Annotated in this window: 12 protein-coding genes; 8 read left to right on the plus strand and 4 right to left on the minus strand. The window is 69.8% G+C overall.

Translation table 11 applies throughout. The features are described from left to right. Nucleotides 1-5 precede the first annotated feature (5 nt). Nucleotides 6-1,505, minus strand: coding sequence for a glycosyltransferase (locus tag ACFO8M_RS07685; protein ID WP_387972827.1), 1,500 nt, complete (start codon nt 1,503-1,505; stop codon nt 6-8). 163 nt (nt 1,506-1,668) lie between these two features. On the opposite strand from ACFO8M_RS07685, the gene ACFO8M_RS07690 reads away from it, so the two are divergent. The 5 genes from ACFO8M_RS07690 to ACFO8M_RS07710 all read left to right on the plus strand — a co-directional run bounded on the left by ACFO8M_RS07690 (nt 1,669) and on the right by ACFO8M_RS07710 (nt 8,103). Then, nucleotides 1,669-4,179 (plus strand): glycosyltransferase, encoded by a 2,511-nt coding sequence (locus ACFO8M_RS07690; protein ID WP_387972830.1) that lies wholly within the window; start codon nt 1,669-1,671, stop codon nt 4,177-4,179. Between the two features lie 14 nt (nt 4,180-4,193). After that, nucleotides 4,194-4,526, plus strand: a complete 333-nt coding sequence (locus tag ACFO8M_RS07695) for a hypothetical protein (protein ID WP_387972832.1) — start codon at nt 4,194-4,196, stop codon at nt 4,524-4,526. A 139-nt stretch (nt 4,527-4,665) separates the two neighbouring features. Further along, the gene (locus ACFO8M_RS07700) at nt 4,666-5,520 is read left to right on the plus strand and encodes an ABC transporter ATP-binding protein (protein WP_387972835.1); all 855 of its coding nucleotides are present in this window, start codon (nt 4,666-4,668) and stop codon (nt 5,518-5,520) included. Beyond that, nucleotides 5,517-7,514 (plus strand): CDP-alcohol phosphatidyltransferase family protein, encoded by a 1,998-nt coding sequence (locus ACFO8M_RS07705; RefSeq protein WP_387972838.1) that lies wholly within the window; start codon nt 5,517-5,519, stop codon nt 7,512-7,514. Before ACFO8M_RS07700 ends, ACFO8M_RS07705 begins: the two co-directional genes overlap by 4 nt. Nucleotides 7,515-7,644: 130 nt before the next feature. Then, a complete protein-coding gene (locus tag ACFO8M_RS07710) occupies nt 7,645-8,103 on the plus strand; it encodes a hypothetical protein (RefSeq protein ID WP_387972841.1) in 459 nt (152 codons plus the stop codon). A gap of 95 nt (nt 8,104-8,198) precedes the next feature. Here the strand turns inward: ACFO8M_RS07710 and ACFO8M_RS07715 are convergent, their stop codons facing one another. Beyond that, complete coding sequence (locus ACFO8M_RS07715) at nt 8,199-9,080, minus strand: polysaccharide deacetylase family protein (RefSeq protein ID WP_387972844.1); 882 nt, start codon at nt 9,078-9,080, stop codon at nt 8,199-8,201. 52 nt (nt 9,081-9,132) lie between these two features. On the opposite strand from ACFO8M_RS07715, the gene ACFO8M_RS07720 reads away from it, so the two are divergent. After that, the gene (locus ACFO8M_RS07720) at nt 9,133-9,717 is read left to right on the plus strand and encodes a non-oxidative hydroxyarylic acid decarboxylases subunit B (protein ID WP_387972847.1); all 585 of its coding nucleotides are present in this window, start codon (nt 9,133-9,135) and stop codon (nt 9,715-9,717) included. Between the two features lie 3 nt (nt 9,718-9,720). Continuing rightward, on the plus strand, nt 9,721-9,972 hold the full coding sequence (locus ACFO8M_RS07725) for a hypothetical protein (protein WP_387972850.1): 252 nt from the start codon (nt 9,721-9,723) through the stop codon (nt 9,970-9,972). A gap of 155 nt (nt 9,973-10,127) precedes the next feature. Here ACFO8M_RS07725 and ACFO8M_RS07730 read toward each other — a convergent pair whose 3' ends face one another. Next, nucleotides 10,128-11,522: a UDP-glucose dehydrogenase family protein gene (locus ACFO8M_RS07730; RefSeq protein ID WP_387972853.1), complete on the minus strand. Its 1,395-nt coding sequence runs from the start codon at nt 11,520-11,522 to the stop codon at nt 10,128-10,130. 270 nt (nt 11,523-11,792) lie between these two features. On the opposite strand from ACFO8M_RS07730, the gene ACFO8M_RS07735 reads away from it, so the two are divergent. Beyond that, entirely contained in the window at nt 11,793-12,974 is a 1,182-nt protein-coding gene (locus tag ACFO8M_RS07735; RefSeq protein ID WP_387972856.1) for an acyl-CoA dehydrogenase family protein, read from the plus strand. Between the two features lie 178 nt (nt 12,975-13,152). Here ACFO8M_RS07735 and ACFO8M_RS07740 read toward each other — a convergent pair whose 3' ends face one another. Next, nucleotides 13,153-13,980: a hypothetical protein gene (locus ACFO8M_RS07740; protein ID WP_387972859.1), complete on the minus strand. Its 828-nt coding sequence runs from the start codon at nt 13,978-13,980 to the stop codon at nt 13,153-13,155. Between the last annotated feature and the right edge of the window lie 24 nt (nt 13,981-14,004).

Raw genomic sequence — 14,004 nt, forward strand, 5'->3', positions numbered from 1 at the left:
CGTGGTCACCGTTTGAGGAAGGAGCGCAGGCGCGCGCGCTGCTGGGCGTTGAGGAAGCGGCGCGCGAAACGGCGGGCCGCGTCGGGCGCCGGGGGCTCGAAGACGGTGCCGTCCGCTTCGGCCGCAGCGAGGTTCGTGTAGTTCGACGCGCCCCAGATCCCGGCCACGACCTGGTCGAGGCCGTCCCCGCCGGTAATGTGGCGGGCGCGGGCGAAGGCCGCGGTGCGTTCGAGGCGGGCGGGCGGCGCGTCGGGCAGCGCGGACAGGAGCAGCCCGGCGTCGGCCCGTTCCATTTCGGTGAGCATCTTCCCGACACTGTTGGGCCGCAACGGGACCGGCTTGGGCAGCAGGAGGCGGTACGGCACGGCCGGATCGGGTTCGGGGGCTTCGGAGCTGACCCGGACCCGCGCTTCGGTGTCGTACAGCTCTTCGACCAGGCGCAGCTGTGCGCCGTCGCCGGCGAGGATCGAGGCGCGGTCCTGCGGGGCCGGGCCCTGGCCGGTGACCAGGGTGATCCTGGCGTCGCCGTCGGGTCCGCCGAGGATCGGCGCGACGCACGCGTCGACCTCGGCCGCGTTCGCGTCCTTCACGTTGATCACGATGTCCAGCAGCGGGACCCGCCACGCGCGCGGGGGCGCGGTGCGGCGCATGGAGTGCAGCGGCACCCGCTGGGCGATGTAGGGCACGCGCTGGTGGCGGCCGGCGTCGAATTTCTGGAGCATCTGCGGCATGCCGAGGTGCCAGGCGGACGAGGTCGTCTCGGGGACGAACACGGCGCCGGCCTGGGCGAGGCGGTAGGCGAACTCGGTGTCCGACCCGAGGCGCAGATCCGTGTCGAGGCCGCCGACGGTCTTGAAGAAGTCGCGGTGCACCGAACCGGAGGCGCCGATGAAGACCCGGAAATTGTCCGTGCGGTGCGCGGTGAGCTGCGCGCGGTCGGCGATCGTGCCCTCGATCCAGTGCGGCAGCGAGTCCTCGATCGGGAACAGGGCCTCGGCCTCGCCGACGAGCACCTTCTCGTGCACCTGCTCGGGCGTGAGCCGCTCGGGTTCCCATTCGATGAACCGCTTGTGGCCCAGCACCGCGAGGTAGTCGGCGGTGTGGTGCCAGCGCATGTGGGCCTCCACATGGTCGCGGTAGGCGACCATGTCGGCGTCCAGGCGCAGGACGACCTGACCGTTCGCGTGGTTCACGCCGGTGTTCACCGCGTGCGCCGAACCCCAGGATTCACCGGTGGTGACGATCAGTCGCGTGTGTTCGGGCCGCAGTTCGGGCAGACGCAGCGGAGGTGAGGAATTGTCGTCTACGACGATCACTTCCATCAGATCCGACGGATAGGTCTGGGCGGCGAGGGCCGCCAATGTCAGATCCAGTTTGTCCTGGCTGCCGTAAGCCGGGATGACGACGCTCACCGCGAGACTCGGCTTCCAGTCACCCGAGGTCGGCGGGTGCAGAGCCCTATAGTCGTTGCGGACGATGCGCGGGCGTTTCGGTGAGTCGTTCATTTCGCGCTCACGATATCTCGGCGACAATCATGAGGATTGACCGGCTTCCCAGTTCGCCATCTGTTTACGCGAGTGAGGACGATTGTTCGCATTCAATTCAACCTTATTGCCATTGGACACGCGAAGATCTGGGCTGAATGCAACCTGGAGATGAACGGACGAGATGAACGCAGCTGACGAGACCGCGCGCTATCCGGCCCGACTCACCGACGACCTCCTGGTCCGTGCGGGTGAGCGGGCTCCCGGCACGTTGGCCGCCACTGCGCTGCGCACCCGTTCGCCCGGCGCCCGCCATCTTCTGGCCCGTGCCGCCTGCCGCACGCTCGACCTGCCCGGGCTGCTCGCGGCGGCCCGAAAGGGCGATCTGGGTGACGCCGAGGTGAACGCGGGGGCGTTGGCGGCGCTCGCCCGTGTCGTCGGCCTCCAGTTCGGTGGTGAGCAGGACCGGCGGGATGCGTTGGCGCTGTTCGATCTCGCGCTGGAGACCGGCGGGGTGCGGCGCTTGAGTCCGCGTGAGGCGGCCGTTCACGTGCAGCTCGCGTATGCGCTCGGTGATGTGGTGAAGACCCGGAACCTGTTGCGCCGCTATGGGAAGCATGTGCCGGCGTTCGAGCGGGGCGCGTTGGTGGCCGATCTGGCGCATCCGGATGCGGGTGGGGACGAGATCGCGTGGATCAAGCGGCTCGGGGCCTTGTGCGGCCATCCTGAGCTGCGGCTCGGTCCGGCTTCGGCGGACGGCGAGCTGCTGCCCTGGTTCGACCGGCTGCGCGCCGCGCCGATGAAGAAGATCCAGTGGGGTCCGAAGATCTCGGTGGTCATGACGGCGTATCGGCCCGGCCGGGCGCTGCTGACGGCGGTGAGGTCGCTGGTCGAGGGGGTCTGGGCGAACCTTGAGGTGCTCGTCGTTGACGACGCTTCCGGGGAGGGGTACGACGCGGTGCTCGATGCGGCCGCCGCGATCGACGACCGCGTCCGGGTGATCCGCAGGGACGTCAACGGGGGCACGTTCGCGGCCCGCAATACCGCGTTCGACGCTCTGACGGGTGATTTCGTGACGGGTCTGGACTCGGACGACTGGGCCGCGCCGGGTCGCCTGGCGCGCTCGATCGCCCCGCTGCTGGACAACCCGGAGCTGCAGTTGACGTACGGGGAGGCGTTCCTGTTCAACGAGGACCTCACCGTGACCCGCCCGGGCCGGGTCCTCACGACCGCGTCCACGGCCTCGATGATGTTCCGCCGCAGTGTGCTCGAGCGGATCGGCTACTACGACGAGATCCGCAAGGGCGCCGACACGGAGTTCCTGCAGCGGGTCTCGGCGGCGTTCGGCGACAGCGCGGTGCTGCGGATGCGCGCCCGCGACACGCTGATGCGCCAGGCGCCCGGTTCGCTGTCCCGCGACGAGTTCGGTCCCGGCTGGAAGCACCCGTCGCGCCGCGCTTACCAGTCCTCGTACCCTTTGTGGCACCAGGAGATCCGCGAGGGCGCCGATCCGTATCTGCCGAAGTCGCCGGCGCGGCGCCCGTTCTGGGCGCCGTACCACGCGGCGGTGGCCCGCGAGGCGCAGCGGCAGCGGCATTTCGACGTCGTGTTCGCTCTCGACTGGCGTCCGTTCGGCGGCCCGCAGAAGTCGACGATCGAGGAGATCAAGGCGCTCAAGGCCGAGGGCATGTCCGTCGCGGTCATGCACCTGGAGTCGTGGCGGCACATGACCGTGGAGGACCGGCCTATGTGCGGGCCGTTCCAGCGGCTCGTCAACGAGGGGCTCGTGGAGCAGGTGCTGGTCACCGACGATGTGGTGTGCGACCTGCTGGTGCTGCGGTACCCGCCGATCCTGCAGTTCCGTTCGGGCGAGCGCTCTGCGGTGCGTCCGAAGCGGATGGTGGTGCTGGCGAACCAGGCGCCGCATGAACGGGACGGTTCGGACATCCGGTACGTGCCGGATGCGTGCCACGCGAATGCGACCGACATGTTCGGGGTGGCGCCGCTGTGGGTGCCGCAGGGCCCGCAGGTCCGCGAGGCCCTCGCCGATCTGGCTCCGGGGCGTATGGCGGACTTCGACATGCCGGGGATCCTCGACACGGCCGACATCGCGCCGGCCCGTGCGGGGTTCCGGTCGGTGATGCCGGTGGTCGGGCGCCATTCGCGCGACGACTGGACGAAGTGGCCCGCGGCCGAGGACCTGCCGCTGGTCTATCCGGGGGACGGGCGCTGGGACGTGCGCGTGATGGGCGGTGCGGCTTCGGTCGCGCGCATCACCGGGGAGGACCCGCCGTCGGCGTGGACCTGCTACGGCTTCGACGAGACCGATGTCGACTCGTTCCTCTACCAGCTGGACTTCTGGATCTACTTCCCGCATCCGCAGCAGTACGAGGCCTTCGGCCGGGCGGTCCTGGAGGCGCTCGCGGCCGGGTGCGTGACCGTGCTGCCGCCGCGTTTCGAGGCCACGTTCGGGGATGCGGCCCTGTACTGCGAACCGTCCGAAGTGGTGGGTCTGGTGGACGGGCTCTACGCCGATCCGGACCGGTTCCTGGCCCGCAGCGCGCTCGCCCAGCAGCGGGTGCGCGAGCGGTTCAGCCACGACTCGTACCGCAAGCTCGTGTCGGGTCTGCTGTCCGATGCCGTCGCCGAGCACGCCGCCGCCAGTTCCGCCGTTGACAGCCCTGTCGCCAGATGAGAGTGCGCCTCCCCATGAAGAAGAAGCTCAAAGCCGTCTACGTCCGGCTCGGTCGGCCCTCGCCGCTGCGCGTGGCCGCCGTCGCCGCGATCCTGGCGGCCCTGGGGCTGCTCGCCGTCGCGCTCTTCGGCGACCAGCGCCTGGTGTGGGCCGTCTCATCGTTGATGAGCCTGGTCACGTTGGGGGCCCTGGGCCTGGTGTGGAACGAGAGCCGCCAGACCCGTCTCGAGGCGCGCGCCTCGGCCGAGCGCGCCGAGGTCACGCTGCGCCGGATCCTGGCCGCGTTCGAGGTCGAACGCCTGGCAGCGGAGCGCCGCCACGCCTCCGGCGGGGACCGCAGCGCCTGACGGCGGCCGGTGCGGACCTGCGCGGCGGGCCCCGGCGCGGTCATGAGAAAGCTCTCGGATCTGCCGCGAGCTGGTGAAAACCACCGGGCGGTACTATTGGCGCGCTGTGTCAACCACCTGCTCCGGGAGGGCCGCCCCCATGGAAGAGCCGATCATTCAGGCTCGTGACCTCGGGATCTGCTTCGCCAAAGGCAAGCAGAAGAAAGGGCGCGTCAAGGACCTCTTCGTCCGGCGCGCCGCCAACCAGAAGGGCGTCGCGGCGCAGGACTTCTGGCCCCTGCGCCACGTCAACTTCGACATCTTCCCCGGCGACGCGGTGGGCATCATCGGCCGCAACGGCACCGGCAAGTCCACCCTGCTGCGCCTGATCACCGGCGTCCTCATCCCCGACGAGGGCTACGTGCGCCGTGAGGGCCGCGTCGCCCCGCTCATCGCCCTGTCCGCCGGGTTCTCCGGCGACCTCACCGGCCGCGAGAACGTCAACCTCGTGGGCGCGCTGCACGGCATGTCGAACAAGGAGATCAAGTCGAAGTTCGACGAGATCGTCGACTTCTCCGAGCTCGAGGACTTCATCGACACCCCTGTCAAGCACTACTCGTCCGGTATGAAGGTGCGTCTGGGCTTCGGGGTCATCACCCAGCTGCCGCACCCGATCCTCCTGGTCGACGAGGCCCTCGCCGTCGGCGACGCGGCCTTCAAGCGCAAGTGCCAGGCCGTCATCAAGGGCCTGCTCGACCAGGGCCGCACCCTCGTGTTCGTCTCCCACTCCGAAGGCGACCTGAAGAAGTACTGCGAACGCGGCATCTTCCTCGACGCGGGCACGCTCGTGACCGACGGGACCGTCCAGGAAGCCCTGGACTCCTACAAGGCGGCCGAAGAGCGCGACGCGAAGGCCAAGGCCGACAAGAAGAAGCGTGAAGCGGCCGCGAAGGCGGCAGCAGAGCGGGCCGCCGCTCCGGCCCTCGTCCCCGGAGCGGCCGAGGCGGCCACGTGAGCCGAGCCGTCATTCTGCCGGCTCCGGGCGGCCACGCCGAAATAGAGGAAGACACCACGGTCGTCGACCGGCTCATCGCGCAGATTCGCGAGGCCGGTTGCGACGACGTCACGGTGCTCACCCGGCCCGGGACGGACCGGCCGGTCAAGGCCGCCCAGATCGAGTCGATCGACGCGGATGCCGACCTCAGGCACCTGAGCGAACTCGCGTACGCCACCGACAAGGGCGGCTCGGGCGGGACGCTGTTCCTCGCCTACGCCGACCTGGTGGCCTCGCAGACCACCGTGGCGACGGTCCTGTCGGACTCCTCAAGGCGCTCGGGCGTCCTCGTCGGCTCCTACGACCCTGTCGCGGCGCCCGTCAACGTCGAACGCGGCCTGGTCACCGGCCCCGGGCCCGGACCGCTCCGCCTCGGCGGCCTCCTGAAGGTCTCCGCGGCGCACCTGGCCCGGCTTCGCCGGCACTGGCCGCGCCGCGCCGACGGCGACGCGTTCGAGTCCATGCTCGCCGCCCTCCACGCCCGCGCGATCCCCGTCAACGTCTACGCCACCGCAGGCCTCGAGCACCGCCAGGTCGACAATGCCGACGAGGCCCGCGAGGTCATCAGCGCGTTCGAGGCCGTCGACATGGACGCCTGGCGGCTGAAGAACGCGATCAAGCACGACGACGACTTCTTCGCCACCTACGCGGTCTCGACCTGGACCCCCTGGCTCGTCAAACTCTCCGCCCGGCTCGGCTGGACCCCCACCCCCATTACGTGGGTCTCCATCACCCTCGCCATCGGCGCCGCCGCGATCTTCGCCACCGGCTGGTCCTGGTGGTACATCGCCGCCGCGGCCCTCATGTACCTCAGCTTCGTCTTCGACTGCGTCGACGGCCAGCTCGCGCGCTACACCCAGAACTTCTCCTCCTTCGGCGGCTGGCTCGACATGATGGCCGACCGCTCCAAGGAATTCCTCATCTACGCCGGCCTCGCCGCCGGCGCCGTCGCGAGCGGGGCCTCCGCGCCCGCCGCGTGGGGCCTCGCGATCGCCGCCATGGCCACCCAGACCATCCGGCACACCGCCGACACCTGGTACGCCGTGCTCCTCGACACCGCCGTCGTCCGCCAGGCCCGGGAACGCGAATCCGCGCCGCCCGTGGGCCGCGCCGCCCACCTCGGCCAGCGCCTCGGCTCCGCCTCGGAGCAGGTCATGGGCGCGCACCGCACGCCCCTGTACTGGATCAAGCGGACCATCGTCGCCCCCGTGGGCGAGCGCTGGCTGCTCCTCGCCGTCGCCGCGGTCGCCTTCGGGCCCGGCACGGCGCTCACCGCGCTCCTCGCCTGGCAGCTCCTCGCCCTCGGGTACACGACCGCGGGACGCACGCTCAGGTCCCTGGCCGCCCGTACCGCGGCCCTGCGCAGGCCCGACCGGTCCGCGCACCGCGACGACGGGCCGCTCGGCAAGCTCGTGCCCCGCAGTCCCGTCGGCGGCGACATGACGCCGTTCGCCGCCACTGCTGCGGCGGTCCTCAGCGCCGGAGGGGCCGTGCTCGCCGCGGCGCTCGGTACGCCGCCGTGGGTGCCGTTCGGGCTCGCCGGGCTCGCGCTCGTGCTGGCCGCCTCGGTGGCCCGCACGGATCACGAGGGCCTGCTCGACTGGTTCATTCCGGCCGGGCTCCGCGCGGTCGAACTGGGCGTGATCTGCGCGGCCGGGATCGCCGCCGGGGTGTCCTGGCCGGTGCTGTACGTGCTCCTCACGGTGATCGCGTTGTACTTCTACGATCTGGCCGCCGGGCTCGACAAGGCCGCCTCGCCGGTGGCTAGGCGCGATCTCGGTCTCGGCTGGCCCGCACGGAGTCTCATCGCGCTCATTGCCGCGGGGGTGGCTGTGGCCACCGTTCCGGTAGTGGCCACTGTGGTCTACGGGGCGCTCGCGGTCTATGTCGCCGCGGTCTTCGTCGGGGCCGTTGTGGCAGGCACGATCCGCGCCTCCCGCGCGGCCGCCGCCTGAGCCCGTAACCTGACCGCTGCACGCGTTTTGGGCCCGATCGGGCCTTCGTGCTTGACCGCCAAGCGAACTCGTTCGGGTTACATGCCCCGACAGGCGAGCGCCGCTGGTGTTCCACGACTAAGGTGTACCTGTGCGCAAGTTCCGGCTCTCGCGTCTGGTGCTCGCCGCGACCGTGATCGGGGTGGTGGGTCTCTTTTCGCTGCCCGCGATTCTCGGTAGCGCATTGTCGAGTGCACTGCCGGACGGGACCGCGGCCCAGAACCATTCCACGATTTCCCAAGTGGACTGGACGAACGCGGACGAGACGTATCCGATCCCGCCCGGCTCGCCCACCCCGAGTCCCAGCTACGACGGCGACGGCACCTCCGACACCGACGGCGAGGACGGCGACGGCGACGGCGGGCCCGACCCGTCGAACGGCGGCGCCTCGCCCGAATCGGGCCCCAGGGACTCCGGCGGCGACGACAACTCGGGCGGCGGCCTCCTCGGCCTCGCCTTCCCCGTCCAGGCCGGCATGAGCGTCGGCCTCCTCGCACTCGCGTTCCTGGCGCTCCTGCCCGGCCGCAAGATGCCCGCCGACCTCCACTGACACCCGACCGGCCCACCGAGGGCGGTCGCCTGACCCGGTCGCCAAACGAAGCGGCGCCGTGCTCGATGCACGGCACCGCTGTCTCGTTGTGCCGCTTACAGCCCGGTGTACGCGTAGCCGCGCTGCTCGAACTCCGCGAAGATCGACTCCAGCGCCTCGCACATGTTCTTCTGGTTCGAGGCGCCGTCGTGCAGCAGCAGAATGGCGCCCGGCCCGCTCTGGTCGAGCACGTGGCTCCTGATCTGCGCCTCAGTCTTCTGCTTGTCCCAGTCCGAGGGGTCCACGGTCCAATGCAGCGACTCCATGCGCATGTCCGCCGCGACCGCGATCGCCCGGTCCGTCCACTGCCCGCCCGGGTGGCGGAAGTACTTGATCTCGATGCCCGGCGCGGCCCTCGCGATGGCGTCGTTCGTGCGCTGCAGGTTCGTCCGGATCGCCTCTTCGCTGCCCTTGCCCAGGTCGAACTCGTGGAACCACGAGTGGTTGCACAGCGTGTGCCCCTCCCGGGCGATGTCCGCCACGAGCTCCGGGTACGCCTCCGCGTAGGCCCCGATCACGCAGAACGTCGCCTTGATCCCGCGCTCGCGCAGCATGTCGAGGACCTTCGGCGTCCACTCAGGCGACGGCCCGTCGTCGAACGTCAGCGCCACGGAGTCGTCCCCGGTGCGGTTGCGGGTACCCAGCGGCCCGTCGTAGGAGTTCGCGGCCGGGTCGGCCGCCGGCGGCGCAGGTGTGGGCGGGGCCTCCGATGAGGACGCCGGATCGCTCGCCTCCGGAGCGGACTCGGACGCCTCGGGCGAATCCGTGTCGTCGGCCTCCCCATCGCCCTCGCTCGCGGGCGCGGGAGCCTCCGACACAGTAGGCTCAGTCGCGGTTGTCAGTGCATCCGCTGGCGGCGCGTCGCCCTCGGGCCAGACCCAGGCGAGCACGAGCAAGGCGGCGACCGCTGCCGCAATGCCCAGTTTGTGACGACCCATGCCGTGATTGTAAGTGTCCTGTACCACAATGCAGGGAAATCGAGGAGGGGCGATGAGACTCGTCGTCGGCATGACGGGAGCGACCGGCGCGATCTTCGGCGTCCGGCTGCTCGAAGCGCTGCGCGAGATCGACGGCGTGGAGACCCACCTCGTCATGAGCCGCTGGGCCCGCACCACGCTCCGGCTGGAGACCCCGTACTCGGCCGCCCAAGTGACCGCGCTGGCCGATTTCGCCTGGGGCCCTGGGGAACAGGCCGCACCGATATCCTCGGGCTCGTTCCGCACGGACGGGATGATCATCGCGCCGTGCTCGATGAAGACCGTCGCGGCCGTGCGCACCGGTTACACCGAGGGCCTCATTGGACGGGCCGCGGACGTGACGCTCAAGGAGCGCCGCCGCCTGGTGCTGCTGGCCCGCGAGAGCCCGCTCTCGGAGATCCACCTGGAGAACCTGCTGGCGCTCTCGCGCATGGGCGCGGTCGTGCTGCCGCCGGTGCCCGCCTTCTACAACGGGCCTGAGACGATCGACGACATCGTGGACCATGTGGTGGCACGCACGCTCGACCAGTTCGGACTGGAGTACGCGAAGGCCCGGCGCTGGGACGGCCTGCGCGGCCCTGACGCAGCAGAGGAGTAGCGGGTGGACACACTGATGTGGGAGGCCAAGGCCGCCGAAGGGCGCGGGGCCGAACTGCTGCGCTGGGTGCTCGACGAAGGCGTGCACGCCATCACCGATCCCCAACTGCGCACCGAGGTGTTCATCGCGGGCGAACGGGTCGTCGTGATCGTCAACGGCGACAACCCGCCCCGCCGCTTCCCCGACCCCCCTGAAGAACTCATCGAACGCCCCCCGCACGCCTGGCCCTTCACGCGAGTGAAGCTCGCACCCTGATCGACCCGGGAAACTGTCGTACCCCTGCGTCAGGGTTGTCGTCGGGGGTTCTTCAAATGTCCGTTTTGAAGGCAAGCGCCGCGAAACGCCGCAAATAACGAACCGCCCGGCACGTCGTGCGCGCCAGGCGGTTCGGGGAATTCGCGTCTTCGAGTCTAGCGGCCGATGCCCTGGTAGGACCAGCCGTGCTTCTTCCACTGCTCCGGGTCGAAGGCGTTCATGCCGTCGAGGATGCGCCGCTCGGCCACCTGCTGCCCCAAGGCCTCCGGGTCGAGGGTCCGGAACTCCTCCCAAGGCACCATCGCGCACACCACGTCGGCGCCCGACACCGCCTCGGCGAGGGTCTTCACGAAGCTCAGCTCCGGCGCGAACGCCTTCGCGTTCTCCAGCCCCTCCGGGTCGTACACGACCACGTCGGCGCGCGCGGCGCGCAGGCGCCGGGCGATGTCCAGCGCCGGCGAGTCGCGGATGTCGTCGGTGTCGGGCTTGAACGTCGCACCGAGGTAGGCGATCCGCACGCCCGAGAGGTCCGGCCCGTTCGGGCCCGAGGTCCGGCCCGCCAGGTTCGCGACGGCCCGCACGGTGAGCGAGCGGCGGCGCGTGTTGACCGAGTCGACCTCGTCGAGGAACCGGAACGATTCGCCCACGCCGAGTTCGCCGGCGCGCGCCGAGAGCGCCCGGATGTCCTTGGGCAGGCACCCGCCGCCGAAGCCGATGCCGGCGCGCAGGAACTTGTTGCCGATGCGCTGGTCGTAGCCGATGGCCCTGGCCAGGTCGACCACGTCCGCCCCGGCCGCCTCGCTGAGGTCGGCCATGGCGTTGATGAAGGAGATCTTGGTGGCCAGGAACGCGTTCGCGGCGACCTTCACGAGTTCGGCCGTGGCCAGGTCGGTCTCCACGACCGGGACCTCGCGGTCCTCGACCGCGGCGAGTTCGAGGATGCCGCGGTGGACGTCCTTGAGCAGCTGAGTGGCCCACTCGGACTGGGCGGCGTAGACGATCCGGTTGGGGCGCAGGACGTCGTGCATCGCGTTCGACTCCTGGAGGAACTCCGGGCTCCAGCCGACCTCGACCCCGAGGCCCTCGGGGGCGTGGCGGTCGACCAGCTCCTGGACCCAGGTGGCGGTGCCGACGGGCACGGTGGACTTGCCGACGATGAGCACTTTGCGGCTCAGGTGCTTGGAGAGGTCGACGACCGCGGACTCGATGTAGGAGAGGTCGGCGCGGTGCTCGCCCTTGCGCTGGGGGGTGCCCACGCAGATGAAGTGGACGTCGGCGAAGTCGGCGACGGACTGGACGTCCGTGGTGAAGCGCAGGCGCCCCGAGTCGAGGTTCTTCTTCAGCAGCTCGGGCAGGCCCGGCTCGTGGATCGGGAGGACCCCTGCGGTGAAGGACTCGATCTTGGCGGCGTCGACGTCGTATCCGATCACCTCGTAACCCAGTTCTGCGAAGCAGATCGCGTACGTCGCCCCGAGGTAGCCGCATCCGAGGAAGGAGATGCGGGGCCGGGTCGTGGTGTTCTGCGAGGGGGTAGTGATCGCGTTGACCATCTGTTGCGTGCCCTGTCTGTTATCGATCGGCGGGCGGCCCGGTGGGGCGGCGCCCTTGCGTACGTGCGGTGGGTCCGTGCGCGGCGACCTCGAATTGTACGTGAATGCGACTATGGCCTGCGCAGTCGTATATTCAGCTTCACGCATGAACTTCGCCTGACGTTGCAGGGAAGCCATGGGTAATTCGCGGTGGCGTCCATCACCGGTGATGACTCCGGTGGGTTACACTCGGCCTATCTTACTGACGAGTAACAACCGCGGGAGCCATTGATGTCCACCGGGTTCAGCCCCTACCAGCTGCCAGAAGAGTACGCCGACATCCGCGCGGCCACTCGGGAAGTCTGCGACGCGGGGGTCGCCCCGCACGCCGCGGAGGCCGACGCGACCGCGACCTTCCCCGAGAAGTCCTACGAAGCGCTCAAGTCCGCCGACCTCCACGCCCCGCACATCCCCGCCGAATACGGCGGTGCGGGCATCGACGCGCTCGGCACCGCGATCGTCATCGAAGAGGTCGCGCGCGCGTGCGCCTCGTCCTCGCTCATCCCCGCGGTCAACAAGCTCGGCTCGCTGCCGCTCCTGCTCGACGGCTCCGAGGCGATGAAGCGCGCCTACCTGCCGCCGGTGGCCGCGGGCGACGCGATGTTCTCCTACTGCCTCTCCGAACCCGAGGCGGGCTCCGACGCCGCCTCGATGACCACCCGCGCCGTCCGCGACACTGGCGTTGGAGGCACCGGCGGCTGGGTCCTCAACGGCGTCAAGCGCTGGATCACCAACGCGGGCGTCAGCGAGTTCTACACCGTCTTCGCCGTCACCGAGCCCGGCGCGGGCGCCAAGGGCATCTCCGCGTTCGTGGTCGAGAAGGGCGACGCCGGCGTCTCCTTCGGCAAGCCCGAGAAGAAGCTCGGCATCAAGGGCTCCCCGACCGCCGAGGTCTACTTCGACTCGGTGCGCCTGCCCGCCGACCGCCTCATCGGCGAAGTGGGCCAAGGCTTCTCGCTGGCCATGCGCACCCTCGACCACACCCGCGTCACCATCGCCGCCCAGGCCCTCGGCATCGCCCAGGGCGCGCTGGACGCCGCGACCTCCTATGCGGCCGAACGCGAGCAGTTCGGCAAGCCGATCGCCGCGTTCCAGGGCGTGCAGTTCATCCTCGCCGACGCGGCCATGAAGATCAGCGCCGCAAGGGAACTCACCTACGCGGCCGCCGCGCGCTCCGAGCGCGGGGACGCCGACCTCACCTACTTCGGCGCCGCCGCCAAGTGCTTCGCCTCCGACGCGGCCATGCAGATCACCACCGACATGGTCCAGGTCCTCGGCGGCTACGGCTACACCCAGGACTTCCCCCTCGAACGCATGATGCGCGACGCCAAGATCACCCAGATCTACGAGGGCACCAACCAGATCCAGCGGATCGTCATCGCCCGCGAACTCCAGCGCGGCAGGGCGTTCTAGCGTTCAAGCTGGCAAGAGGCCACATGACCGAACCGAGTGTTTGAAGATCAGGCTCGGCGGAGAGCAAAGAGGCAGAACTGGAAGTGCTCCGGTTCTGCCTCAGTTCTGTCCGGCTGGTAGTTGAGGCCGCGGTCGCCACCGCGCCGGCTCCGAATCGTCGTGCCGGCCCGATCTCATTTCAGGGCACCAAGATCACGGTGCGTTCGAGGTCGGCACCCGCGGGTGGTTCGGAGAACCGGGGAATCTCCAACACGCGAGTGGAGGTACCGGGCGGCAGTACATCGCCCGTGGAGCCGCTCGCCTCGGCGCCGCCGAGGAGCACGTCGTTCGCGTCGTGGAACAGGACGTAGAAGTCGACCTCGAGCGCGTAGCCTGCGAAGTTCTCGACCGTGAGGTGCAAGGTCGCGGAGGAGTGGTCGGAGGCGATCTCGATCTCTTCGACCAGGACGCCGATGAGCTCCCGTGTCGGGCGTGGCTCGGCGCCCTCGACCGCAAACCACGCGAGGTCGGAAATCGACACGGTCACCTCGGTCACGTCCGGGAAGTCACCGATCGACACGGCGCCGCCGAAGGCGACTGACTCGTCCGACCGCAGCGGGGACTCGAGCGTGAACGCCTCGAACTCCGCCGTCTCGGTCTCGTCTCCGCCGACCGCCGTCACCTCGATGACGAAGGTCGCGGCATATTCGGTGTGCGGGTTGGCGAAAGAGGCGGCCCAACTCACGAACTCGCCGTCCTCCGAAGCGCGGAAAACGACGTCGGCGACGCCGATCTCCGCGCCCACCGCCGCATCCTCGACAAGCCGATACCCGCTGGCGACGAACGACGGGTCATGGGCCTCCTCATAGTGCTGATGATCAACGAAGCCCTCCTGCCTCGGAGTCCAGCCGAGGACCACGAGGAAGGTGAGGACGGCCGCGACCGCCGCCACGACGAGCATCGAGTCGGGAAATCGGGAGCAGGCACGGACCGGGTTGAAGCGGCTGGGGATTCGGGGCGGTCGCACCGATCCATGGTAGGAGCGCGACAC

It is taken from the genome of Glycomyces rhizosphaerae (genome assembly GCF_042647865.1).
In the GTDB taxonomy this organism is placed as follows: Bacteria; Actinomycetota; Actinomycetes; order Mycobacteriales; family Micromonosporaceae; genus Glycomyces; species Glycomyces rhizosphaerae.

Coding starts and splice junctions, on each gene's coding strand:
- ACFO8M_RS07695 (WP_387972832.1), top strand. CDS start 4,194: ATGAAGAAGAAGCTCAAAGCCGTCTACGTCCGGCTCGGTCGGCCCTCG.
- ACFO8M_RS07720 (WP_387972847.1), top strand. CDS start 9,133: ATGAGACTCGTCGTCGGCATGACGGGAGCGACCGGCGCGATCTTCGGC.
- ACFO8M_RS07735 (WP_387972856.1), top strand. CDS start 11,793: ATGTCCACCGGGTTCAGCCCCTACCAGCTGCCAGAAGAGTACGCCGAC.
- ACFO8M_RS07685 (WP_387972827.1), bottom strand. CDS start 1,505: ATGAACGACTCACCGAAACGCCCGCGCATCGTCCGCAACGACTATAGG.
- ACFO8M_RS07700 (WP_387972835.1), top strand. CDS start 4,666: ATGGAAGAGCCGATCATTCAGGCTCGTGACCTCGGGATCTGCTTCGCC.
- ACFO8M_RS07715 (WP_387972844.1), bottom strand. CDS start 9,080: ATGGGTCGTCACAAACTGGGCATTGCGGCAGCGGTCGCCGCCTTGCTC.
- ACFO8M_RS07730 (WP_387972853.1), bottom strand. CDS start 11,522: ATGGTCAACGCGATCACTACCCCCTCGCAGAACACCACGACCCGGCCC.
- ACFO8M_RS07690 (WP_387972830.1), top strand. CDS start 1,669: ATGAACGCAGCTGACGAGACCGCGCGCTATCCGGCCCGACTCACCGAC.